This is a genomic window from Streptomyces sp. 1222.5, assembly GCF_900105245.1.
GTDB classification, from domain to species: domain Bacteria; phylum Actinomycetota; class Actinomycetes; order Streptomycetales; family Streptomycetaceae; genus Streptomyces; species Streptomyces albidocamelliae.
In genome coordinates this window covers 6,559,303-6,583,453 of sequence record NZ_FNSZ01000001.1, presented here as the reverse complement: position 1 = coordinate 6,583,453, position 24,151 = coordinate 6,559,303, and the positions used below count along the sequence as shown (strand labels likewise).

General features: G+C 74.3%; 20 protein-coding genes. 14 read left to right on the top strand and 6 right to left on the bottom strand.

Translation table 11 applies throughout. The features are described from left to right. Positions 1-70: 70 nt before the first annotated feature. The 7 genes from BLW57_RS29735 to cobI are packed head-to-tail and all read left to right on the top strand — an operon-like array spanning position 71 to position 10,867. A complete protein-coding gene (locus tag BLW57_RS29735; RefSeq protein WP_093478730.1) occupies positions 71-1,015 on the top strand; it encodes a cobalamin biosynthesis protein in 945 nt (314 codons plus the stop codon). After that, entirely contained in the window at positions 1,012-2,520 is a 1,509-nt protein-coding gene (locus tag BLW57_RS29730; protein ID WP_093478728.1) for a cobyric acid synthase, read from the top strand. The genes BLW57_RS29735 and BLW57_RS29730 overlap by 4 nt, the downstream gene beginning before the upstream one ends. After that, positions 2,517-6,167, top strand: coding sequence for a cobaltochelatase subunit CobN (gene cobN / locus BLW57_RS29725; protein ID WP_093478727.1), 3,651 nt, complete (start codon positions 2,517-2,519; stop codon positions 6,165-6,167). Before BLW57_RS29730 ends, cobN begins: the two co-directional genes overlap by 4 nt. Then, a complete protein-coding gene (locus tag BLW57_RS29720; protein ID WP_093478725.1) occupies positions 6,164-8,167 on the top strand; it encodes a putative cobaltochelatase in 2,004 nt (667 codons plus the stop codon). Before cobN ends, BLW57_RS29720 begins: the two co-directional genes overlap by 4 nt. Next, entirely contained in the window at positions 8,167-8,766 is a 600-nt protein-coding gene (gene cobO / locus BLW57_RS29715; protein WP_093478724.1) for a cob(I)yrinic acid a,c-diamide adenosyltransferase, read from the top strand. The genes BLW57_RS29720 and cobO overlap by 1 nt, the downstream gene beginning before the upstream one ends. Further along, positions 8,763-10,139, top strand: a complete 1,377-nt coding sequence (locus tag BLW57_RS29710; protein ID WP_093480950.1) for a cobyrinic acid a,c-diamide synthase CobB — start codon at positions 8,763-8,765, stop codon at positions 10,137-10,139. Before cobO ends, BLW57_RS29710 begins: the two co-directional genes overlap by 4 nt. Continuing rightward, positions 10,136-10,867 (top strand): precorrin-2 C(20)-methyltransferase, encoded by a 732-nt coding sequence (gene cobI / locus BLW57_RS29705; RefSeq protein WP_093480951.1) that lies wholly within the window; start codon positions 10,136-10,138, stop codon positions 10,865-10,867. The genes BLW57_RS29710 and cobI overlap by 4 nt, the downstream gene beginning before the upstream one ends. A gap of 14 nt (positions 10,868-10,881) precedes the next feature. Here the strand turns inward: cobI and BLW57_RS29700 are convergent, their stop codons facing one another. Next, complete coding sequence (locus tag BLW57_RS29700) at positions 10,882-11,616, bottom strand: ZIP family metal transporter (RefSeq protein WP_093478722.1); 735 nt, start codon at positions 11,614-11,616, stop codon at positions 10,882-10,884. A 143-nt stretch (positions 11,617-11,759) separates the two neighbouring features. Between BLW57_RS29700 and cobM the strand changes: the two genes are divergently transcribed. The 6 genes from cobM to cobC are packed head-to-tail and all read left to right on the top strand — an operon-like array spanning position 11,760 to position 18,089. Beyond that, positions 11,760-12,578, top strand: coding sequence for a precorrin-4 C(11)-methyltransferase (gene cobM, locus BLW57_RS29695; RefSeq protein ID WP_093478721.1), 819 nt, complete (start codon positions 11,760-11,762; stop codon positions 12,576-12,578). After that, entirely contained in the window at positions 12,575-13,828 is a 1,254-nt protein-coding gene (cbiE, locus tag BLW57_RS29690; protein WP_093478719.1) for a precorrin-6y C5,15-methyltransferase (decarboxylating) subunit CbiE, read from the top strand. The genes cobM and cbiE overlap by 4 nt, the downstream gene beginning before the upstream one ends. Beyond that, positions 13,825-15,516 carry a precorrin-3B C(17)-methyltransferase gene (gene cobJ / locus BLW57_RS29685; RefSeq protein WP_093478718.1) on the top strand — a complete coding sequence of 564 codons (1,692 nt, stop codon included), beginning with the start codon at positions 13,825-13,827 and terminating at the stop codon, positions 15,514-15,516. The genes cbiE and cobJ overlap by 4 nt, the downstream gene beginning before the upstream one ends. After that, on the top strand, positions 15,513-16,100 hold the full coding sequence (locus BLW57_RS29680) for a precorrin-8X methylmutase (RefSeq protein WP_093478716.1): 588 nt from the start codon (positions 15,513-15,515) through the stop codon (positions 16,098-16,100). Before cobJ ends, BLW57_RS29680 begins: the two co-directional genes overlap by 4 nt. Next, on the top strand, positions 16,097-17,029 hold the full coding sequence (locus BLW57_RS29675) for a sirohydrochlorin chelatase (RefSeq protein WP_093478715.1): 933 nt from the start codon (positions 16,097-16,099) through the stop codon (positions 17,027-17,029). Before BLW57_RS29680 ends, BLW57_RS29675 begins: the two co-directional genes overlap by 4 nt. After that, positions 17,019-18,089: an Rv2231c family histidinol phosphate aminotransferase CobC gene (gene cobC / locus BLW57_RS29670; protein WP_093478713.1), complete on the top strand. Its 1,071-nt coding sequence runs from the start codon at positions 17,019-17,021 to the stop codon at positions 18,087-18,089. The genes BLW57_RS29675 and cobC overlap by 11 nt, the downstream gene beginning before the upstream one ends. Before the next feature lie 73 nt (positions 18,090-18,162). Here cobC and BLW57_RS29665 read toward each other — a convergent pair whose 3' ends face one another. The 5 genes from BLW57_RS29665 to BLW57_RS29645 all read right to left on the bottom strand — a co-directional run bounded on the left by BLW57_RS29665 (position 18,163) and on the right by BLW57_RS29645 (position 22,831). Further along, positions 18,163-19,071, bottom strand: a complete 909-nt coding sequence (locus BLW57_RS29665) for an SCO1860 family LAETG-anchored protein (protein WP_093478712.1) — start codon at positions 19,069-19,071, stop codon at positions 18,163-18,165. 180 nt (positions 19,072-19,251) lie between these two features. After that, positions 19,252-20,343: an amidohydrolase family protein gene (locus BLW57_RS29660; protein WP_093478710.1), complete on the bottom strand. Its 1,092-nt coding sequence runs from the start codon at positions 20,341-20,343 to the stop codon at positions 19,252-19,254. Positions 20,344-20,361: 18 nt separating this feature from the next. Next, positions 20,362-21,156, bottom strand: a complete 795-nt coding sequence (locus BLW57_RS29655) for an amino acid ABC transporter ATP-binding protein (protein ID WP_093478708.1) — start codon at positions 21,154-21,156, stop codon at positions 20,362-20,364. Then, positions 21,153-21,986, bottom strand: coding sequence for an amino acid ABC transporter permease (locus BLW57_RS29650; RefSeq protein ID WP_093478707.1), 834 nt, complete (start codon positions 21,984-21,986; stop codon positions 21,153-21,155). The genes BLW57_RS29655 and BLW57_RS29650 overlap by 4 nt, the downstream gene beginning before the upstream one ends. Next, entirely contained in the window at positions 21,983-22,831 is an 849-nt protein-coding gene (locus BLW57_RS29645; RefSeq protein ID WP_093478705.1) for a transporter substrate-binding domain-containing protein, read from the bottom strand. Before BLW57_RS29645 ends, BLW57_RS29650 begins: the two co-directional genes overlap by 4 nt. A 195-nt stretch (positions 22,832-23,026) precedes the next feature. Between BLW57_RS29645 and BLW57_RS29640 the strand changes: the two genes are divergently transcribed. Beyond that, entirely contained in the window at positions 23,027-24,121 is a 1,095-nt protein-coding gene (locus tag BLW57_RS29640; RefSeq protein WP_093480949.1) for a pyridoxal-phosphate-dependent aminotransferase family protein, read from the top strand. Positions 24,122-24,151: the final 30 nt, after the last annotated feature.

Below are 24,151 nucleotides of genomic sequence, written 5' to 3'. Positions count from 1 at the left end.
ATCGCCATGCTCGGCTGCCGATCGAGGACCAGTACCAGACCTGCCCCTGTGCCCACGGCCGGCTGAGCCGATGGGTGCCGATCGCTCCTACGCGTACGGCGCCGCCGCCGGCCTTCTCGGTGACCTGCTCCTCGGCGATCCCCGCCGCGGGCATCCCGTCGCCGCGTTCGGACGGGCGGCCGGGGCCGTGGAGAGCGCGTTGTGGCACGACCACCGCGGCTGGGGGACGCTGCACACCACCGTGTGCGCCGGTGGCGCCGTGGCCCTGGGCGCGCTGGCCGCACGCGCCGTACGCCCCTCCTTCGTCGCCTCCGCCGCGCTGACCGCCGCCGCCACCTGGTCGGTCGCCGGCGGGACTTCGCTCGCCCGGGAGGCCCGCGTCATCGGACGTGCCCTGAAGACCGGGGACGTCGACGCGGCCCGCGCGCGGCTGCCCCATCTGTGCGGCCGGGACCCGCAGGCCCTGGACGCCGACGGGATCGCCCGGGCCGTGGTCGAGTCCGTCGCCGAGAACACGTCCGACGCCGTGGTGGGCGCCCTGGTGTGGGGAGCCGTCGCCGGAGTGCCGGGACTGCTCGGCTTCCGGGCGGTCAACACCCTGGACGCGATGGTGGGTCACAAGTCGCCCCGGTACCGGCGCTACGGCTGGGCCTCCGCCCGCCTGGACGACCTCGCCGGCTGGCCGGGGGCGCGGCTGACCGCCGTACTCGCCGCCGCGGCCGGCCCCGATCCGCGCGGTGCCCTGCGCGCTTGGAAGGCCGACGCGCACCGGCATCCGAGCCCCAACGCCGGGCCCGTGGAGGCCTCGTTCGCGGGCGCCCTCGGAGTGCGCCTGGGCGGGACGCTCTCCTACGGCGGGCGGGTCGAGCACCGCCCGGTGCTCAACGGCCGGACCGGGCGCGCCGTCCGGGCCACCGACATCGACCGGGCCGTACGGCTCTCCCGCCGCGTCGGCCTGCTCGCGCTCGGCTTCACCGTCGCCGCGCGCCGAATCGTGAAGGGACGTGGGAAGTGAACGGGGGTCTCCTCGTCGCCGGCACCACCTCCGACGCCGGCAAGAGCGTCGTGACGGCCGGGATCTGCCGGTGGCTGGTGCGCCAGGGGGTGAAGGTCGCGCCGTTCAAGGCGCAGAACATGTCCCTCAACTCCTTCGTGACCCGTGAGGGTGCGGAGATCGGGCGGGCGCAGGCCATGCAGGCGCAGGCGTGCCGGATCGAGCCGACCGCGCGGATGAACCCGGTGCTGCTGAAGCCGGGCGGCGAGCAGAGCAGCCAGGTGGTGCTGCTGGGCAGGCCGGTGGGCGAGATGAGCGCGCGCGGCTACCACGGCGGGCGCCAGCAGCGGCTGCTGGGCACGGTGCTGGACTGCCTGGCCGAGTTGCGGGGCACGTATGACGCGGTGATCTGTGAGGGGGCGGGCAGCCCGGCCGAGATCAACCTGCGGCGGACCGACATCGTCAACATGGGCGTCGCGCGGGGCGCCCGGCTGCCCGTGCTGGTGGTGGGGGACATCGACCGGGGAGGCGTCTTCGCCTCCTTCTTCGGCACCGTCGCCCTGCTCTCCCCCGAGGACCAGCAGTTGGTCGCCGGGTTCCTGGTGAACAAGTTCCGGGGCGATGTCAGCCTGCTGGAGCCGGGGTTGGACATGCTGCACGGCCTCACCGGGCGGCGCACCTACGGCGTCCTGCCGTACCGGCACGGCCTAGGCATCGACGAGGAGGACGGGCTGCGCGTCTCGCTGCGCGGCACGGTCCGGGAGTCCACCGTCGCTGCCCCGGTCGGCGAGGACGTGCTGCGGGTCGCCGTGTGCGCGATCCCACTGATGTCCAACTTCACCGACGTGGACGCGCTCGCCGCCGAACCGGGTGTCGTGGTGCGGTTCGTGGACCGCCCGGAGGAGCTGGCGGACGCCGACCTCGTGGTGGTCCCGGGCACGCGCGGGACCGTACGGGCGCTCCAGTGGCTGCGGGAGCGCGGGCTCGCGCGGGCGCTCGCCAGGAGGGCCGCCGAGGGGCGTCCGGTCCTCGGCATCTGCGGTGGCTTCCAGATCCTCGGCGAGCACATCGAGGACGAGGTCGAGTCGCGCGCCGGGGAGGTCCCCGGGCTCGGACTGCTGCCGGTGCGGGTGCGGTTCGCCCGCGAGAAGACGCTGACCCGGCCGGTCGGCGAGGCCCTCGGCGAACCGGTCGAGGGATACGAGATCCACCACGGGGTGGCCACCGTCGGCGGGGGCGAGCCCTTCCTGGACGGCTGCCGGGTCGGCCAGACGTGGGGCACGCACTGGCACGGTTCGCTGGAGTCGGACGGTTTCCGGCGGGCCTTCCTGCGGGAGGTGGCGGCCGCCGCGGGCCGCCGCTTCGTACCGGCGCCGGACGTTTCCTTCGCCGCGCTGCGCGAGGAGCAGCTCGACCGGCTCGGCGATCTGATCGAACAGCACGCGGACACGGACGCGCTCCTTCGGCTCATCGAGTCGGGCGCGCCGCAAGGACTGCCTTTCATTCCACCGGGAGCGCCCGCATGAGCACAGTGTTGTTGTTGTCGACCGCCGACACGGACCTGCTGGCCGCCCGCGCCTGCGGCGCCGGGTACCGGATCGGCAACCCCACCCGGGTCGACGTCGCCGCCGAACTGCCGGGCCTGGTCGAGGGCGCGGACATCGCCGTCGTCCGGCTGCTGGGCGGCAAGCGCGCGTGGGAGGACGGGCTGGCCGCGCTGAAGGCGACCGGCGTGCCGACCGTGCTGCTGGGTGGCGAGGCCGTGCCGGACGCCGAGCTGATGGCGGAGTCGTCCGTGCCGGCCGGTGTGGTGGCGGAGGCGCTGAAGTACCTGGTCGAGGGCGGCCCGGCGAACCTGCTGGAGCTGTCCCGGTTCCTGTCGGACACGGTGCTGCTGACCGGTGAGGGCTTCGAGGGCCCGCACAGCATGCCGGAGTACGGCGTGCACGGGGCGTACGAACTGCGCGCGGACCGGCCGACGGTGGGCGTGCTCTTCTACCGGGCGCACGAGCTGAGCGGCAACACCGGCTTCGTGGACACGCTGTGCGAGGCGATCGAGGCGAAGGGCGCCAACGCGCTGCCCGTGTACTGCGGTTCGCTGCGCGGCGCGGACGACGGGCTGTACGAGCTGCTGGGCAGGGCGGACGCGCTGGTGGCGACCGTGCTCGCGGCAGGCGGCACGCACGCCTCTCAGGCGTCGGCGGGCGGTGACGAGGAGGCCTGGGACATCGGGGCCCTCGCCGACCTGAACGTGCCCGTCCTCCAGGGGCTCTGCCTCACCTCCTCGCGGGCCGCCTGGGCGGAGTCGGACGCCGCCCTGTCCCCCATGGACGCGGCGATGCAGGTGGCGATCCCGGAGTTCGACGGCCGGCTGGTCACCGTGCCGTTCTCCTTCAAGGAGCAGGGCCCCGACGACGTCCCGGTGTACGTCGCCGACCCGGAGCGGGCCGCGCGGGTGGCCGGGATCGCCCTGCGTCACGCGCGGTTGAAGCACAAGCCGAACGCGGAGAAGAGGATCGCCCTGGTCTTCACCGCGTACCCGACCAAGCATTCGCGCGTCGGCAACGCGGTCGGCCTGGACACGCCCGCGTCGGCGGTGCGCGTCCTGGACGCCCTCAGGGAGGCGGGGTACGGCCTCACCGAGTACCCGGACAACGGTGACGAGCTGATCCACCGGCTGATCGAGGCCGGCGGCCACGACGTGGAGTGGCTGACGGAGGACCAGCTGGCCGCAGCGCCCGCCCGGGTTCCGCTGGCCGACTACCGGGCGTGGTTCGAGAAGCTGGACCCGGAGCTGCGGGACGCCATGACCGAGGCGTGGGGCGAGCCGCCGGGCGGCCTGTACGTGGACGGCGACGACATCGTGCTCGCCTCCCTGCGGTTCGGGAACGTCGTCGTGATGATCCAGCCGCCGCGCGGCTTCGGCGAGAACCCGATCGCGATCTACCACGACCCCGACATGCCGCCCTCGCACCACTACATGGCGGCCTACCGCTGGCTGGACAACAGCTTCGGCGCCGACGCGATCGTGCACATGGGCAAGCACGGCACGATGGAGTGGCTGCCGGGCAAGGGCCTCGGCCTGAGCGCCGGCTGCGCACCGGACGCGGTCCTCGGCGAGCTGCCGCTGATCTACCCGTTCATCGTCAACGACCCCGGTGAGGGCACCCAGGCCAAGCGGCGCGGGCACGCCACGGTGGTCGACCACCTCGTCCCGCCGATGGCGCGCGCCGACACGTACGGCGACCTGGCCAAGCTGGAGCAGCTGCTGGACGAGTACGCGCTCGTCTCCGACCTGGACCCGGCGAAGGCCCCGGCCGTCCGCGCGCAGATCTGGACGCTGGTCAAGGCCGCCGAGCTGCACCACGACCTGCACGTGGCCGAGCAGCCGGACGACGAGGCGTTCGACGAGTTCGTCATGCACATCGACGGCTACCTGTGCGAGATCAAGGACGTGCAGATCCGTGACGGTCTGCACATCCTGGGCGGCGGTCCGGTCGGCGAGCCGCGCGTGAACCTGGTCCTCGCGGTGCTGCGCGCCTCGCAGGTGTGGGGTGGGCAGGCGAACGCGCTGCCGGGGCTGCGGGCCTCGCTGGCCGCGTACTTCGGGCTGGTGGAGAAGGACCTGCTGGCCGAGCCGGGCGCCCCGGTGAAGGTGCCGGTGGAGCTGACCGACCTGGTGGAGGGCCCGGCCCGGACCGCGTCCGACGCGATCGACCTGCTGGAGCAGCTGTGCCGGCGGATCGCGGAGCGGATGGAGGCGGGGGCCTGGAGCGGCACGGAGGTACCCGGCGTCCTGCGGGACGTGCTGGGCACCGAACTCCCGGAGGCGGCGGCCGTGCTGGAGTTCGCCTGTGCCGAGGTCGTCCCGCGCCTCGCCCGCACCACCGACGAGATCGGGCACATCCTGCGGGCCCTGGACGGCGGTTACGTCCCGGCCGGCCCCTCGGGCTCGCCGACCCGCGGTCTGGTCAACGTGCTGCCGACCGGCCGGAACTTCTACTCGGTCGATCCCAAGGCGATCCCCTCGCGGCTGAGCTGGGAGGTCGGGCAGTCGCTCGCCGACTCGCTCGTCGCCCGCTACCTCCAGGACACCGGCGAGTACCCGAAGTCGGTGGGGCTCACGGTGTGGGGCACCTCCGCGATGCGCACCCAGGGCGACGACATCGCCGAGATCCTGGCGCTGCTGGGCTGCCGCCCGGTGTGGGACGACGCCTCCCGCCGGGTGACCGGCTTCGAGGTGGTCCCGCTCGCGGAACTGGGCCGGCCGCGCATCGACGTCACGGTCCGTATCTCCGGCTTCTTCCGGGACGCGTTCCCGCACGTGGTCGGGCTGCTCGACGACGCGGTGCGGGCGGTGGCGGAGCTGGCGGAGCCGGCCGACCGGAACTTCGTGAAGGCGCACGCCGACGAGGACACCGCCGAGCACGGCGACCGGCGCCGCGCCACGGCCCGGATCTTCGGCTCGAAGCCGGGCGCGTACGGCGCGGGCCTGCTGCCGCTGATCGACGCCCGCAACTGGCGCTCCGACGCCGACCTCGCCGAGGTGTACGCGGTGTGGGGCGGCTACGCCTACGGGCGCGGGCTCGACGGGCGGGCGGCGCGCGGTGACATGGAGACCGCGTTCAGGCGGATCGCGGTCGCGGCGAAGAACGTCGACACCCGCGAGCACGACCTGGTCGACGCCGACGACTACTTCCAGTACCACGGCGGCATGGTGGCCATGGTCCGGCACCTGACCGGCGCCAACCCCGAGGCGTACGTGGGTGACTCGGCCGTACCCGACCAGGTGCGCACGCGCACGCTCGGCGAGGAGACCCACCGGGTGTTCCGGGCCCGCGTGGTGAACCCGCGCTGGATGTCGGCCATGCGCCGGCACGGCTACAAGGGCGCCTTCGAGATGGCGGCGACCGTGGACTACCTGTTCGGGTACGACGCCACGGCCGGCGTGGTCGACGACTGGATGTACGAGAAGCTCAGCGCGGAGTACGTCTTCGACCCGGAGAACCGGGACTTCATGAAGAAGTCCAACCCCTGGGCGCTGCGCGGGATCACCGAGCGGCTGCTGGAGGCGGCGGACCGCGGGCTGTGGGCGGAGCCGGACGCGGACACGCTGGAGCGGCTGCGCGCCACCTATCTGGAGCTGGAAGGCGACTTGGAGGACGACCAGTGACCACCCCGTTCCCGTTCACGGCCGTTGTCGGCCAGGACGATCTGCGGCTCGCGCTGCTGCTGAACGCCGTCTCGCCGGCGGTCGGCGGTGTGCTGGTGCGCGGCGAGAAGGGCACGGCCAAGTCGACCGCCGTGCGCGCGCTCTCGGCGCTGCTGCCCGAGGTCGACGTGGTGTCCGGCTGCCGCTTCTCCTGCGACCCGGCGGCACCGGACCCGTCGTGCCCCGACGGTCCGCACGAGCCGGGCGGGGGTGCCCGGCGGCCCGCCCGGATGGTCGAGCTGCCCGTCGGCGCCTCCGAGGACCGGCTGGTCGGCGCGCTCGACATCGAGCGGGCGCTCGCGGAGGGCGTGAAGGCGTTCGAGCCGGGCCTGCTGGCCGACGCCCACCGCGGGATCCTGTACGTGGACGAGGTCAACCTGCTCCACGACCACCTGGTCGACCTGCTGCTGGACGCGGCGGCGATGGGTGCGTCGTACGTGGAGCGCGAGGGTGTCTCCGTACGGCACGCGGCCCGTTTCCTGCTCGTCGGCACCATGAACCCCGAAGAGGGCGAACTGCGGCCGCAGTTGCTGGACCGGTTCGGGCTGACCGTGGAGGTGGCGGCCTCGCGGGAGCCCGAGCAGCGGGTCGAGGTGGTGCGCCGCAGGCTGGCGTACGACGACGACCCGGTCGTCTTCGCGGCCCGGTGGGCCGAGGAGGAGGCCGCCGTACGGCAGCGGATCGTGGCGGCGCGACGGCTGCTGCCGCAGGTGCGGCTCGGTGACGGGGCGCTGCGGCAGATCGCGGCGACCTGCGCGGCCTTCGAGGTGGACGGCATGCGCGCCGACATCGTGATGGCGCGTACGGCGACCGCGCTGGCCGCGTGGGCCGGACGGACCGATGTCCTCGCCGAGGACGTGCGGCAGGCCGCGCTGCTCGCGCTGCCGCACCGGCGCCGGCGCAACCCCTTCGACGCGCCGGGCCTGGACGAGGACAGGCTGGACGAGACGCTGGAGCAGTTCTCCGGGGACGACGGCGGCACCGACGACGACCCCGATCCGGACGGCCCCGGTGGCGGCGGTGGACGGCCGGCGCCCGACAGCGGCCCGCAGGACGACGCCGGCGGCGCCGCGCGGCCCGAGGCCGGTGAGGGCGGGCAGCCGCAGGCGTCCGGCTCGCAGGAGCAGTCGGCCGCACGGGCCTCCGAGCCGTTCCGGGCCAAGGTGCTAAGCGTGCCCGGCATCGGCGAGGGCGCCGCCGGGCGGCGGTCCCGGGCGCGGACCGAGCACGGGCGGACGACCGGGGCCCGGCGGCCCCGCGGCGCGCTGACCAAGCTGCACCTCGCGGCGACCGTGCAGGCCGCGGCCCCGCACCAGCGGGCGCGCGGCCGGTCCGGTCCGGGTCTGGTGATCCGCCGGGACGACCTGCGGCAGGCGACCCGGGAGGGGCGCGAGGGGAACCTCGTGCTGTTCGTGGTGGACGCCTCCGGGTCGATGGCGGCGCGGCAGCGGATGGGCGCCGTGAAGGGCGCCGTGCTCTCGCTGCTGCTGGACGCCTACCAGCGGCGGGACAAGGTGGGTCTGGTGACCTTCCGGGGTGCGGACGCCGTGGTCGCGCTGCCGCCGACCTCGTCCGTCGACGCGGCCGCCACCCGGCTGGAGTCGCTGCCGACCGGCGGCCGTACGCCGCTCGCGGCCGGGCTGCTCAGGGCGCACGAGGTGCTGCGGGTGGAGCGGCTGCGGGATCCGGCGCGGCGCGCGCTGGTCGTGGTGGTGACCGACGGGCGGGCCACCGGCGGCCCGGAGCCGGTCGGCCACGCGGAGCGGGCGGCGCGGCTGTTCGCGGCCGAGCAGGTCGCCTCGGTGGTCGTGGACTGCGAGTCGGGGCCGGTGCGGCTCGGTCTCGCGGGGCGGCTCGCGGGTGAGCTGGGCGGTGCGGCCGTCACGCTGGACGGGCTGCGGGCCGATTCGATCGCCGGTCTGGTCAGGGATGTGCAGGGGACGTCGAGGAGGGCCGCGTAGTGCCGCAGGGACAGCCGAGTGTCGTACCGGACGACGGTCTGACGACGCGTCAGCGCAGGAACCGTCCGCTGGTCGTCGTGCACACCGGGGTCGGCAAGGGCAAGTCCACCGCCGCGTTCGGGCTCGCGCTGCGCGCCTGGAACCAGGGCTGGCCCATCGGGGTGTTCCAGTTCGTGAAGTCGGCCAAGTGGAAGGTCGGCGAGGAGAACGCGCTGCGGGTGCTCGGCGCCTCCGGCGAGGGCGGGACCGTCGACTGGCACAAGATGGGCGAGGGCTGGTCCTGGGTCCAGCGGGACGCGCAGATGGACAACGAGGAGAAGGCCCGGGAGGGCTGGGAGCAGGTCAAGCGGGACCTGGCCGCCGAGACGTACCGGCTGTACGTGCTGGACGAGTTCGCCTACCCGATGCACTGGGGCTGGGTGGACACGGACGAGGTGGTGGAGGTGCTGCGGAACCGCCCCGGCACCCAGCACGTGGTGATCACCGGCCGGAACGCGCCGGAGAAGCTGGTGGACCTCGCCGACCTCGTCACCGACATGTCCAAGGTCAAGCACCCCATGGACGCGGGGCAGAAGGGCCAGAAGGGCATCGAGTGGTGACGACGTCGGTGCCCCGGCTGGTCATCGCCGCGCCCTCGTCGGGCAGCGGCAAGACCACCGTCGCCACGGGGCTGATGGCCGCGTTCGCCGCGCGGGGGCTCGCCGTGTCCCCGCACAAGGTCGGGCCGGACTACATCGACCCCGGGTACCACGCCCTGGCGACCGGGCGGGTGGGGCGCAACCTGGACGCGTACCTGTGCGGGCCGGAGCTGGTCGCTCCGCTGTTCCTGCACGGCGCCCGGGGCTGCGACCTCGCGGTCGTCGAGGGAGTGATGGGGCTGTACGACGGGGCCGCGGGCGAGGGGGAACTCGCGTCCACGGCCCATGTCGCCAAGCTGCTGCGGGCGCCGGTGGTGCTCGTCGTGGACGCGTCGTCGCAGTCGCGGTCGGTGGCGGCGCTGGTGCACGGGTTCGCGTCCTGGGATCCGCGGGTGCGGGTCGGGGGCGTGATCCTGAACAAGGTCGCCTCGGACCGGCACGAGTCGCTGCTGCGGGAGGCACTGGACGAGTCGGGGGTGCCGGTGCTCGGCGTGCTGCGGCGGGCGGCCCCGGTGGAGACCCCCTCGCGCCACCTGGGTCTGGTGCCGGTCGCCGAGCGGCGCGCGGCCGCGGTGGAGGCCGTCGCGGCGATGGCCGCGACGGTGTCCGAGGGCTGCGACCTGGCGGCCCTGGAGGCGCTGGCACGCGCCGCCGGCCCGCTGCCGGCGGACTCCGCCCCCTGGACCCCCGGTCCCCCCTCCGGCCCGCCGGAGCCGCCGGCCGGGAAGCGGGCGCCGCGCGTCGCCGTCGCGGGCGGGTCGGCTTTCACGTTCTCCTACGCCGAGCACACCGAGCTGCTCGGCGCCGCCGGTGCCGAGGTGGTCACCTTCGATCCGCTGCGGGACGAGCGGCTGCCCGAGGACACCGCCGGGCTGGTCGTCGGCGGCGGATTCCCCGAGGTGTACGCCGCGGAGCTGTCCGCCAACGAGCCGCTGCGCAAGGCCGTCGCCGAACTCGCGCTGAGCGGCGCCCCCGTGGCCGCGGAGTGCGCCGGACTGCTGTACCTGTGCCGGGAGTTGGACGGGCGCCCCATGTGCGGGGTGCTCGACGCCTCCGCGCGGATGAGCGAGCGGCTGACTCTCGGCTACCGGGACGCGGTGGCCGTCGGCGACAGTGTGCTGGCACCCGCCGGGACGCGGATGCGGGGGCACGAGTTCCACCGCACGGTCGTCGAACCGGGCGCCGGGGCCGCTCCCGCCTGGGGCGTGCGCGCTCCCGTCCGGCGGGTCGAAGGTTTCGTACAGCAGGGCGTGCACGCGAGTTATCTGCACACGCACTGGGCGTCCGAGCCCGGTGTCGCCCGTCGGTTCGTGGAGAGGTGCCGGACGTCATGAGCAACACGCTGGTCGGGGTCGGGGTCGGTCCCGGTGATCCGGAGCTGGTGACGGTCAAGGGAGTCAATGCGCTGCGTGCGGCCGAGGTCGTCGTCGTACCGGTGATGGACACCGGTGAGCGGGGGCGGGCGGAGGCGACCGTGGCGCACTACGTGCCCGCGGACCGGATCGTCCGGGTGGTGTTCGCGCTGAACGAGCGGACCGACCGGGCGCGCCGCGAGGCGGCCTGGGACGCGGCCGGCGGACGGGTCGCGGAACTGCTGCGGCAGCACGGCTCCGTGGCCTTCGCGACCATCGGCGACCCCAACGTGTACTCGACGTTCACGTATCTCGCGCAGACCATCGCCGAGCTGGTGCCCGGGGTCGTCGTGGAAACCGTGCCCGGGATCACCGCCATGCAGGATCTCGCCGCGCGGTCCGGTGCCGTGCTGACGGAGGGCACCGAGCCGCTGACCCTCGTCCCCGTCACCGCCGGGTCGGCGGTGCTGAAGGAGGCGCTGGCCGGGCCGGGCACCGTCGTCGCCTACAAGTTCGGCCGGCAGGCCGCGGAGGTCGCCGAGGCGCTGCGGGAGACCGGGCGGCTCGGGGACGCGGTGTGGGGGTCGGCGCTGGGTCTGCCGGAGGAGTCGGTGCGGCCGGCCGCCGAGCTGGACGGGACACCGCTGCCGTACCTGTCGACGCTGATCGCGCCCCCGCGCCGGGACGGCGGGCGGGGCGGGAAGCTGTGACACCGCGCCCGTGGTCACGCGCCGGAGAGGCCGACCACCAGCCAGATGAACGCGACCCCCGCGACCGTGCACAGCAGCGTGGAACGCGCGGGGTGCTCGTGGTGGGCCTCGGGCAGGATCTCGGCGGCGGCGAGATAGAGCAGGACGCCGCCGAAGAGGCCCAGATAGCCGCCGAGCACCGGTTCGGGGATGTGGAAGAAGGCGGTCGACAGCGCGCCCACGAGAGGGGCGCACGCGTCGGCCACCAGCATGCCGACGGCGCGCCGGCGCGCGTTGCCGTACAGGCTCGTGAGGGTGAAGGTGTTGAAGCCGTCGGCGAAGTCGTGCGCGATCACGGCGAGCGCCACGGCCGTGCCCATGCCGCCGCCCACCTGGAAGGCCGCGCCGATCGCCACGCCGTCCATGGCGCTGTGACCCACCATCGCGGCGGCCGCCGTGAGGCCCACCTCGGGCGCGCGGTGGTTGTGTCCCTCGGCGCCGCCGTGCGCGGCCTGCCGGGCGGCGAGGGTGCGCTCCACCAGGTGGGCCAGCAGGAATCCGGCCACGAACAGCAACAGGGCGGCGGGTACGCCGAACACCTCGCGGTCCGCGGCCCGCAGCGCCTCCGGCAGCAGGTCCAGGCCCACCACGCCCAGCATCAGTCCGCCGGCGAGTCCGAGGACGAGATGCCTGCGGTCGGTCACGCGCTGTGCCGTCCAGCCGCCGGCCAGCGTCATCAGGAACGCGCCGAGCGCGACGAAGACCGCCATAGGCCCTTGCTATCCGATGGAGGTGCCTTCGCGCACATCCGGCGTCGGCCGCACTCCCCCAGACCCTGACATTTCACCGATTCCGACTTGCGTTTCCCGCTTGCGTCTCCCGCTTGCGTCTCCCGTACGAGAGGACCCTTCCCATGGCCGATGCCCCCACCGGCAAGGTGACGTTCGTCGGTGCCGGCCCCGGCGCCGCCGACCTGCTGACGTTCCGTGCCGCGCGCGCGATCGCCGAGGCGGACGTGGTGATCTGGGCGGCCAGCCTGGTCCAGGCGGAGGTGCTCGAACACGCGCGTGCCGACGCGGAGGTCCTGGACTCGGCCACGATGTCCCTGGAGGACGTCGTCGCCGTCTACGAGCGGGCCCTGGCCGAGGGCCTGCGGGTCGCCCGCATCCACTCCGGCGACCCGGCGCTGTGGGGCGGCACCCAGGAGCAGCTGGACCGGTGCGCGGAGCTCGGGATCGCCACGGAGGTCGTACCGGGTGTGTCGTCGTTCTCCGCGGTGGCCGCGCTGGCGCGGCGCGAGCTGACGATCCCCGAGGTCGCGCAGTCCGTCGTGCTCACCCGGCTGGGCGGCGGCAAGACGCCGATGCCGCCCGGCGAGGAGGTCCGCGAGTTCGCCCGGCACGGCACCACCATGGCGGTGTTCCTGTCGGCGGCGCGCAGCGGGCAGCTGGTGCGCGAGCTGCTGGAGGGCGGCTACCCGACCGACACCCCGGTCGTCGTCGCCTACCAGGCGACCTGGCCGGAGGAGCTGGTCGTGAAGTGCACGATCGGCACGCTGGAGGAGACGGTCAAGGAGCACAAGCTCTGGAAGCACACGCTCTTCCTGGTCGGCCCGGCGCTGGACGCGCACGGCACCCGGTCGCACCTGTACCACCCGGGGCACTTCCACGGGTACCGCAAGGCCGACCCGCAGGCCCGGCGCGCGCTGCGCGAGCGGGGGGCGAACAGTTGATCACCGTCGTCGGTACGGGGACCGGGGCGCCGGTGCCGGACGGCGTGCTCGACCGGGCGGCGCTGGTGGTCGGCGGGCGCCGGCACCTGGACGCCGCGGCGCTGCCGGAGGGCGCCGAGCGGGTCGTGCTCGGGCCGCTGGCACCCGCCCTGGACACGATCGCCGGGTACGTCGGCAAGGAGCTGCCGGTGGTCGTGCTGGCCTCCGGGGACCCCGGGTTCTTCGGAATCGTCCGGGCGCTGGCCGAGCGGTTCGGGGCCGGTGCGCTGGACGTGCGGCCGGGCGTGTCCTCGGTGGCCGCCGCGTTCGCCCGGATCGGGCTGCCCTGGGACGACGCGGTCGTGGTCAGCGCGCACGGCCGGGATCTGCGCACGGCGGTGAACCTCTGCCGGGCGCGTCCCAAGGTCGCGGTCCTCACCGGGCCGGGAGCCGGCCCCGCGGAGCTGGGTGCCGCCCTCGCCGGTCCGGGGACGGATCCCGACGCGCGCGTCCTGGTCGTGGCGGTGGCGCTCGGTGACCCGGAGCGGGAGCGGGTGGAGCGGGTGACGCCCGCCGAGGCGGCGGCCCGGGACTGGGGCACGTCGGTCAGCGTGGTGCTCTGTCTGGACGAGCGCCGGGCGCTGGGGCCGGTCCGCACGGTCGCCGGCGTTCCGGCGGGACCGGACCGGTGGGCGCTGGACGAGGACGCGTTCGCGCACCGGGACTCGATGATCACCAAGTTCGAGGTGCGGGCGCTGGCCCTGGCCCGGCTGGGGCCGCGCCCGGGCGACCTGGTGTGGGACGTGGGCGCGGGGTCGGGCTCGGTGGCGGTGGAGTGCGCCCGGCTCGGCGCGGCCGTCGTCGCCGTCGAGAAGACCCCGGACGGGGTGGAGCGCGTCCGCGCCAACGCGCGGGCGCACGGTGTCGACGTGCGGGTGGTGCACGGTGTGGCGCCGGACGCGCTGTCCGGCCTGGCCGACGATCCCGACGCGGTGTTCGTCGGCGGCGGGGGGCGTGAACTGCCGGCCGTCGTCGGCGCGTGCGCACGGCGGGCCCGGCGGACCGTGGTCGTCGCCGTGGCCGCGCTGGACCGGGTGCCGGCGGCGCGCGAGGCGCTGACGGCCGCCGGGTTCCGCTGCGACGGGGTTCTCCTGCAGTCGTCGCGGCTGGCGCCGCTGCCCGGGGACGTGACCCGGCTCGCGGCCACCAATCCAGTGTTCCTGCTCTGGGGCGACCGGCCCCGGGCAACCAGTGAAGGAGTAGCCCAGTGATCGGCCTCATTTCCGCCACCGCGGCGGGGGCGGCGGCGCGGGACCGGCTGGCCGCGGCCTGGCCGGACCGTACCCGGGTGTACGAGGGACCCGTCGGCGAGGCCGTACGGGCCGCGTTCGCGGAGTGCGAGCAGTTGGTCTGCTTCCTGGCCACGGGGGCCGCGGTACGGCTGCTCGCGCCGCTGCTCGGCGACAAGACCGCCGACCCGGGCGTGGTGTGCGTGGACGAGGGCGGCCGGTTCGCGGTGTCCCTGGTCGGCGGGCACGGCGGCGGCGCCAACGAACTCGCCCGCGAGGTGGGCGGGTTGCTGGGCGCCGAGCCCGTGGTGACGACCGCGACGGACGCCGTCGGCCTGGCGGCCCTGGACACGCTCGGGCTGCCGTACGAGGGTGCGGTCGCCGCGGTCTCCCGTGCGCTGCTGGACGGCGAGCCGGTGGCGCTGGAGGCCGAGGTGGCGTGGCCGCTGCCGCCGCTGCCGTTCTCGGCCGAGGGGGCGTACACCGTGCGGCTCACCGACCGGGCGGTCGAGCCGGGTGAGCGTGAGGTGCTGCTGCGGCCGCCGTCCCTGGTGGTCGGGGTCGGCGCGTCCAGGGGCGCCCCGGCCGAGGAGGTCCTCGGGCTGATCGGGGAGGCGCTGCGCGCGGCGGGTCTGTCCGCCGGGTCGGTGGCGGAACTGGCCACCGTGGACGCCAAGGCGGAGGAGCCCGGCCTCGTGGCGGCCGCCGAACGGCTCGGGGTGCCGCTGGTGACGTACTCCGCCGGGGAGCTGGCGGCTGTCGAGGTGCCCAACCCGTCCGACGCGCCCCTCGCCGCCGTCGGCACCCCGTCGGTCGCGGAGGCCGCCGCCCTGGCCGGTGGCGGTGAACTCCTCGTGCCCAAGCGGAAGTCCGAGCGCGCCGACGGGCGGCCGGCGATGGCGACCTGTGCCGTCGTACGGCGCCCGGGGCGCGGGCGGCTCGCCGTCGTCGGGCTCGGGCCGGGTGCCCGGGACCTGCTCACCCCGCGCGCGGCGGCCGAACTGCGGCGGGCGTCGGTGCTGGTCGGGCTCGACCAGTACGTGGACCAGATCCGCGATCTGCTGCGACCGGGCACCCGGGTGCTGGAGTCGGGGCTCGGCGCCGAGGAGGAGCGGGCACGTACGGCCGTCGCGGAGGCCCGGCGCGGGCACGCGGTGGCGCTGATCGGCAGCGGTGACGCGGGCGTGTACGCCATGGCCTCCCCGGCGCTCGCCGAGGCGTCCGACGACATCGACGTGGTCGGGGTGCCCGGGGTGACGGCCGCGCTGGCCGCCGGCGCGGTCCTGGGCGCGCCGCTGGGCCACGACCACGTGTCCATCAGCCTGTCCGACCTGCACACCCCGTGGGAGGTCATCGAGCGCCGGGTGCGCGCGGCGGCCGAGGCGGACCTCGTGGTGACCTTCTACAACCCGCGCTCGCGGGGCCGCGACTGGCAGCTGCCGAAGGCGCTCGGCATCCTCGCCGGGCACCGGGACCCGGCCACACCGGTCGGCGTCGTCCGCAACGCCTCCCGGCCGGACGAGTCCAGCCGGGTCACCACGCTGGCCGGACTGGATCCGGCGACGGTCGACATGATGACGGTCGTGACCGTGGGCAACACGGCGACCCGTACCGTCGCGGGGCGCATGGTGACCCCGCGCGGCTACCGCTGGCAGGAGGGTGCCCGGTGAACCGAGTGGTCCACCCCATCGAGCAGGAGTCCTTCCGGCGGCTGCGCGCCCGCCTGGACACCACGCACTTCCCGCCGCTGACCCGGGCGGTGGTGGAGCGGGTCGTCCACTCCGCCGCCGACCTGGAGTACGCGAGCGACCTCGTCATGGCGGAGGAGGACCTGGTGGCGGCGCACGCGGCGCTGCACGCCGGGGCGCCCGTCGTCGTGGACGTGGAGATGGTCGCGGCCGGCATCACCCGGCGGGAGTCCGTCTGCCGGCTGAGGGACGCCACGGCCGGCCCCGGGCTGACCCGTTCGGCGCACGGGATCCGGCTCGCCTACGAGCAGGTCGGGCCCGGCGCGCTGTGGGTGATCGGCAACGCGCCGACCGCCCTGGAGGAGCTGCTGACCCTGGACGCCTCCCCCGCGCTCGTCATCGGCCTGCCCGTCGGCTTCGTCGGCGCGGTCGAGTCGAAGGAGGCGCTGCGCGCGAGCGGACTGCCCGCCGTGAGCAACGTGTCCGAGAAGGGCGGCTCGGCGGTCGCCTCCGCCGCGCTCAACGCCCTGCTGTACCACCCCCTTTCGTCTGAGGAGACCTCGTGACCACCCCGCCCGCCCTGCTGATCGCCGGCCATGGCACCCGTGACGACGCCGGAGCCGAGGCGTTCCGCGACTTCGTACGCGAGCTGGGGCGCCGCCGCCCCGACCTGCCCGTCGCCGGCGGCTTCATCGAGCTGTCCCCGCCGCCGCTGGGCGAGGCCGTCGCCGAGCTGGTCGGCAAGGGCGTACGCCGGTTCGCGGCCGTGCCGCTGATGCTGGTGTCCGCCGGGCACGCCAAGGGGGACATCCCCGCGGCGCTGGCCCGTGAGAAGGAGCGGCACGCAGGCATCTCGTACACCTACGGCCGCCCGCTCGGCCCGCATCCGGCGCTGCTGAACGTGCTGGAGCGGCGACTGGACGAGGCGCTCGGCGGTGCGGCGCGCACCCCCGAGGACCGGGCCGACGTGACGGTGCTGCTCGTGGGGCGCGGCTCGACGGACCCGGACGCCAACGCCGAGGTGCACAAGGCGGCGCGGCTGCTGTGGGAGGGCCGTGGGTACGCCGGTGTGGAGACGGCCTTCGTGTCGCTGGCGGCGCCGGACGTGCCGAGCGGCCTCGACCGGTGCGCCAGGCTCGGGGCGCGGCGCATCGTCGTCCTGCCGTACTTCCTGTTCACCGGCATCCTGCCGGACCGGGTGCGGCAGCAGACCGAGGGCTGGGCGGCCGCGCACCCGGAGGTCGAGGTGCGGTCGGCCGACGTGATCGGGCCGGAGCCGGAGCTGCTGGACCTGGTGATCGAGCGCTACGAGGAGGCCGTCAAGGGCGACCTGCGGATGAACTGCGACTCGTGCGTGTACCGCATCGCGCTGCCGGGCTTCGAGGACAAGGTGGGGCTGCCGCAGCAGCCGCACTTCCACCCCGACGAAGACGGTCACCACCACGGGCACGGGCACCACCATCACGGCGGGCACTCGCACAGTCATGCGCACTGAGGACGCCGGACACGACCTGCGCCACCACGGGGACGCCGAGGTGCGGGACGAGGGGGCCCGTCTGGTCGATCTCGCCGTCAACGTCCGTGCCGACACGCCTCCGGTCTGGCTGCGGGAGGAGATCGCCGCGTCCCTGCCGTCGCTCGCGGCCTACCCGGACGGGCGGGCCGCGCGAGCGGCGGTGGCGGCCCGGCACGGGCTGCCGGTGGAGCGGGTGCTGCTGACGGCCGGGGCGGCCGAGGCGTTCGTGCTGCTGGCCCGGGCGCTGAAGGTGCGCCGGCCGGTGGTGGTGCACCCCCAGTTCACCGAGCCGGAGGCGGCGCTGCGGGACGCGGGGCACACCGTGGACCGGGTGCTGTTGCGGGCGGAGGACGGCTTCCGGCTGGATCCGGCGGCCGTGCCCGAGGACGCGGACCTGGTCGTGATCGGGAATCCGACGAACCCGACCTCCGTGCTGCACCCGGCCGGCGCGATCGCCCGGCTGGCCCGGCCCGGGCGGGTGCTGGTGGTCGACGAGGCCTTCATGGACGCGGTGCCGGGCGAGCGCGAGGCGCTGGCCGGGCGGACCGACGTGCCCGGTCTCGTCGTGCTGCGCAGCCTGACCAAGACCTGGGGGCTGGCGGGGCTGCGGATCGGCTACGTGCTGGCCGACCCGGAGACCGTCGACACGCTGGAGCGGGCCCAGCCGCTGTGGCCGGTGTCGACGCCCGCGCTGGCCGCCGCCGAGGCGTGCGTGGCGCCGCGGGCGCTCGCGGAGGCCGGGCACGCGGCGCATCGCGTCGCCGTGGACCGGGCGCATCTGGTGGCGGGGCTGGCCGCCCTCGCCGACCGGGGTGTGCGGGTGGTGGAACCGGCACACGGGCCGTTCGTACTGGTCCGCATGGAGCAGGCGGCCGCGGTACGACGGCGGTTGCGCGACCTCGGCTACGCGGTCCGGCGCGGGGACACGTTCCCGGGGCTCGGGCAGGAGTGGGTGCGGGTCGCCGTGCGGGACCGTGCGACGGCGAACGGCTTCGTGGAGGCACTGTCGGCCGCGCTGACCGCGCTCGGCCGACAGTGATCCGGGACGCGGACGGGTGAACCGGGCCCGGCCCGCCGGGCGGGTTCCCCCGCCCGGCGGAGCCGGTCCGCCGTCAGCCCCTGCGGCGCCGTGCCACGGTCACCGCTCCCCCGCCGACCAGCAGCAGCGCCAGCGCGCCGCCCGCGATGTACGGGGTCGCCGAACTGCCGCCCGTCTCCGCGAGGTCGGCCTTGGCGGGCGCGCCCTGCGGGCGCACGTCGGCGGCCGGGTCGTGGCTCGGCGCCGGGTGCTTGGTGGGCGCCGCCATCGGGGACTCACAGGTGGCCTTGGCGAGGGTGACGGTGCCTTCGACGTCGGCCACGTTGAGCTTCAACGGGTTGACGGACACCTTGAGTTGCAGGGCGGTCGCGGCGGCCGTACGGGTCGTGGTGCGCCGCTCGGCGAGGTCGAGCCTCACCTCGCCGACGCCGGGCACCTTCACCACGGTCGGGCCGCCGGCGGTCAGCGTGACGCGCTTGCCGAGGACGGTGACGGCGCCCAGGACGTTCGCGGCGGCCACGGGTGCCTTGCCGACCTCGCAGGTCGCCTTGGCGGTGACGTCGTCGGTCTCGATCACCGACAGCAGGGGCAGACCGGGCACGTGCAGCTTGGCGTGGACGAGCCGGACGGAGCCCTCGGCGCGCTTCGCGGTCACCGTGGCCTTCGCCGAGGCGACGTCCGCGGCGAGCACCGTGAACGGCTTCCCGCCGTTCACGCCGTCGAGCCGGGCGGACAGCGCCGTTCTGTCGGCGCTCTGCGGTGCCTGGACCTCGTTGAGCGACACCGCGAGCGGGACGTTCACGGTCTTGTTGAGCAGGGACACGTCGAGCCCGGTGCGCAGGACGACGGCGGAGGCGCGACCGTGACCGCCGGTCGCGTGCGCGGCGCCCGCGCCCAGGACCGCGGGCGCCGCGGTGAGCGCGGTGACGGTGGCGACCGCGGCGAGCCGCCGGGCGGGCATGCGGAAGTTGTTGCTGTTCAAGGCGGTGGGACCCCCAGACGGAACATGCTTGGGACCCGTCAACCTTGTACGCACTGTGGGTGAACGGTCAGCGATCCTGAGTCACTTCACTCGATCGAGGTGTTTCAGCACATCTCTTCGAATCACCGGGCACAGGCGTTCCCCCGGACCCCGCCGCCCCACCGTCCGCCGGAGCGCCCGCTATTCGACGATCCGGCCGTCGAGCACCACGCGCCGCGGCGCCGCCAGCACCCGTACGTCCGCCCGCGGGTCGCCCTCGTACACCACCAGGTCGGCCGGTGCGCCCTCCTCCAGCCCGGGCCGGCCGAGCCAGGCGCGGGCGCCCCAGCTCGTCGCGGACACGGCCTGCACCGGCGGGATGCCGGCGGTGACCAGTTCCGCCACCTCCGCCGCGACCAGCCCGTGGGCCAGGGAGCCGCCGGCGTCCGTGCCGACGTAGACCGGGATACCGGCGTCGTAGGCGCCGCGCACGGTGTCGTAGCGGCGTTCGTGCAGCCGCCGCATGTGGGCGGACCAGCGCGGGTAGCGGGACTCGCCGCCGGCCGCGAGGTGCGGGAAGGTGGCGATGTTGACGAGGGTCGGCACGATCGCGACACCCCGCTCGGCGAACAGCGGGATCAGGTCCTCGGTCAGGCCCGTGGCGTGCTCGATGCAGTCGATGCCGGCCTCGACCAGGTCGCGCAGGGAGCTCTCGGCGAAGCAGTGCGCGGTGACCCGGGCGCCCAGGCGGTGGGCCTCGGCGATGGCGGCCTCCACCGCCCCGCGGGGCCAGCAGGCGGCCAGGTCGCCGAGGTCGCGGTCGATCCAGTCGCCGACCAGCTTGACCCAGCCGTCGCCGCGCCCGGCCTCCTGGGCGACGTACGCCACCAGGTCCTCCGGCTCGACCTCCCAGGCGTAGTTGCGGAGATAGCGGCGGGTGCGGGCGATGTGCCGGCCGGCCCGGATGATCTTCGGCAGGTCGGGGCGGTCGTCGACCCAGCGGGTGTCGGACGGCGAGCCCGCGTCCCGGATCAGCAGGGTGCCCGCCCCGCGGTCGGTCAGGGCCTGCTTCTCGGCGGTGTCCGCGTCCACCGGGCCCTCCGCGCCGAGGCCGACGTGGCAGTGCGCGTCGACCAGTCCGGGCAGCGCCCAGCCGGTCACGGTGGTGATGTCGCGGGCGCCGGCGGGACGGTCGTAGGAGACCCGCCCCCCGACCACCCACAGCTCGTCACGGACGTCCTCGGGTCCCGCCAGGACCCGGCCCTTCACGTGCAGCACCGCGCCATCGCTCATGCACCGCACCCTAACGACCTAGGGCGTGTCCTCGCCCACCTGGTCGGAGGTCTCCTCCTCGACCTCGGCCATCGCCGGGTCGAGCAGCCGGGACAGGAAGTGCCGGGTGCGCTCGTGCTGCGGGTCGCCGATGACCCGCTCGGGGCTGCCGTCCTCGACGACCACCCCGCCGTCCATGAAGACGACCCGGTCGGCGACCTCGCGCGCGAAGGTCATCTCGTGCGTGACGACCATCATCGTCATGCCCTCCTCCGCGAGCCTGCGCATCACGGCGAGGACGTCCCCGACCAGTTCGGGGTCGAGCGCGGAGGTCGGCTCGTCGAACAGCATCACCTGCGGGCCCATGGCGAGGGCCCGGGCGATCGCCACGCGCTGCTGCTGGCCGCCGGAGAGGGAGGCCGGGTAGGCGTCCGCCTTCTCGGACAGGCCGACCCGGGCCAGGTTCTCCGCGGCGACCTTCGCGGCCGTCGCCCTGTCCCGCCCGAGGACCCGGCGCTGGGGCAGCGCGAGGTTCTCGGTGACGTTCAGGTGCGGGAACAGGTTGAACTGCTGGAAGACCATGCCGATGCGGCGGCGTACGGCGTCGATGTCGACGTCCGGGTCGGTGACCTCGGTGCCGCCGACGAAGACCTGCCCCTCGGAGGGCTCCTCCAGCAGGTTCACGCAACGCAGCAGCGTCGACTTGCCGGAACCGGACGGGCCGATGACACAGACGACCTCGCCCTGGCCGATCTCCAGGTCGATGCCGCGCAGGACCTCGTTGGCGCCGAAGGACTTGTGCAGTCCGCGTACCTCGATCTCCGGGCGGCTCACCGGATCGCCTCCTGGGCCTTGGATTCCATACGGCGGACGACGAAGCTGAGCGGGATGGTGACCAGCAGGTAGCACAGGCCCGCGACCAGGATCGGCGTGGAGTTGGCGGTCGTACTGGCGAGGTCGCGGCCGAACTTGGACAGCTCCCGCTCCTCCAGGGTGACCCCGAGGAACAGCACCAGCGAGGAGTCCTTGAAGAGCAGGACGAGTTCGTTGGTGAGCGGCGGCAGGATGATCCGGAACGCCTGCGGGACGATGATCGAGACCATGGCCTTCGCCGGCGAGAAGCCGAGCGAACGGGCCGCCTCCATCTGTCCCTTGGGCACGGCCTGGATGCCGGCCCGGATGGTCTCCGCCATGTAGGCGGCCGAGACCAGCCCGAGCGCGATGGCGACCTTGCCGTACGTCCCGCCGGGGATCTCCGTGCCGGGGAAGGCGAGGGGTACGGCCACGCCGACGAAGATGAAGATCAGCAGGGCGGGCAGGCCGCGGAAGATCTCGATGTAGACGCCCGCCAGCCAGCGGTACGGGCCCACCGAGGACAGCCGCATCAGGGCGACGACCATGCCGAGGACGAGCCCGACGACGAAGCCGGACAGCGTGTAGAGCACGGTGTTCTTCAGCGCCAGCGTGATGACGTCCGGGAACATCTGCTTGGCGATGTCGGCCTGGGCGAACTGGTTCTGCAGCCGGCCCCAGTCCGCCGAGACCGCGAAGGCGATCACGGCGGCGACGAAGACGGCGTACTGCACCCCGCGGGACACGGCGCGCTTCTGGCGCCGTGTCAGTCCCTTCTTCTTCGGCTGGAGGGTCGTGTCCGTGTCGGTCATGAGGCCGCGGGAGAGGCGACGGAGGAGTCGTACGGGCCGATCCACTGCTCGTACAGCTTCTTGTAGGTGCCGTCGGCCTTGGCGTTCTTGATCGCCTTGTTGATGGCGTCGCGCAGCGCGGTGTTGCCCTTCTTCACGGTGAAGCCGTACTGCTCACCGGTCTTCAGGTTGTCGACGACCTTGAACTTGTCCGCGTTCGCCTTGTCCTTGAGCCAGCCCTGGACGACCGGGTAGTCGATGACGACGGCCTGGACCTGGCCGGTGCGCAGACCGTTGAGCACCGCGTCGGAGGACTCGAAGGAGATCGGGTCGTAGCCCTTGCTCTTGACGTAGTCCTCGCCGGTGGTCTGCGCCTGGGCGCCCAGCTTCTTGCCCTTGGCCTTGACGTCGGCGAGCGAGTTGACGCCGCTGCTCTTGTCGACCAGCACGGCCTGGGTGGCCTCGAAGTACGGGTCGGAGAAGTCGACGTTCTTCTTGCGCTCGGCGGTGATGGTCATGCCGGCGGCGGCCAGGTCGCACTGCCCGGAGTTGAGGAAGGCGCCGGTCTTGAAGTTCTCGAACGGCGTGTCGAGGATCTGCTGCTTGACGCCCAGGTCCTTGGCGACGAGGTCGATGAGGGACACGTCGAAGCCCTGCACCTTGCCGTCGACCTCCGACTGGAACGGCGGGTACGGCAGGTGGGTGCAGGTGGTCAGCTGGCCGCCCTTGGCCAGGTGGACGCCCTTGACGGTGGTCTTGCCGCTCCCCGAGTCGCTGGAGGAGCAGCCGGCCACGACGAGCACGAGTGCGGCGGTCGCGGTGGTGGCGGCCAGAAGGCGGGTCCGGCGCCCGAGGAGCGTATTCATGGGGGGATCTCCTATGGGGGAACTGTGGGTTCCGATTATAAGGAGATGTTTGGGTCACTCAAACCAAACCGATGGCATCGATGCCGTCCGGCCTGAGAAGTCGCCGGTCGCGGGCGCGAATGTGGTGAGGGTTACGCTCGGGTGCGTCGGCCTCCGGCCGGCCCGTGAACCCTCGTGAGCGAAGAGAGCACCGCCGTGACCCACCCGTTCCTCGATCTGCCCCCGCTGAGTGCCGAGCGCTTCGCCGCCATCGAGGACGGGGTGGCCCGGCTGCTGGGCACCCGTCAGGACGTGCTGATCACGCAGGGCGAGGCGCTGCTGCCGCTGGAGGGCGCGATCCGCGCGGCGGCCGGTCCCGGCACGGTGGCCCTGAACGTGATCACGGGCCCCTACGGGCAGACCTTCGGCAACTGGCTCCGGGACTCCGGCGCGACCGTGCACGACATCTCCGTGCCCTTCCACTCGGCGGTGACGGCCGGGCAGATCCAGCAGGCGTTCGCCGAGCACCCGGAGATCGACTTCGTGTCGCTGGTGCACGCCGAGGCGGCCACCGGCAACACCAACCCGGTCGCGGAGATCGGCGAGGTGGTACGGCGGCACGGCGCGCTGTTCTACCTGGACGCGGTCGCCTCGGTGGGCGCCGAGCCGGTGCTGCCGGACGCGTGGGGCGTGGACCTGTGCGTGATCGGGGCGCAGAAGGCGATGGGCGGTCCGGCGGGCGTGTCGGCGATCTCGGTGAGCGAGCGGGCGTGGGCCCGGATGGCGGCGAACCCGCACGCGCCGCGCCGCTCCTACCTGTCGCTGCTCGACTGGAAGGACCGCTGGATCGACGCCGGCCGCAAGGTGCTGCCGCACGCTCCCGCCCAGTTGGAGATGCTGGCCCTGGAGGCGTGCCTGGAGCGCATCGGGTCGGCGGGTCTGGACACGGTGATGGCCCGGCACCGGCGCGCCGCGCTGGCCACGCGGGCGGGTGCGGTCGCGCTCGGCGGAGGTCTGGAGCCGTACGTGTACGAGGTCGCGGACGCGGCGCCGGTCGCCACGACGCTCCGGGTGCCGTCGGACCTGGTGGCCTCGGAGCTGGTGGCGCGGGCTCTGGAGGGCGACCCGGCGCTGCCGCTGGCCGCGGGCGGCGGCGCCCTGGCCAAGGAGATGATCCGGGTCAACCACTACGGCCCCGACGCCACCCTGGACACGGTCCGCCGATCCCTGACCGCGCTGGGCGCCGCGCTGACCGAGGCAGGGGCCCAGGTGGACACCGAGTCGGCCGCCCGAGCGGTGAACGCGACCTGAGCCCTCCGAGCACCCCTGCCCGGGCGGGGG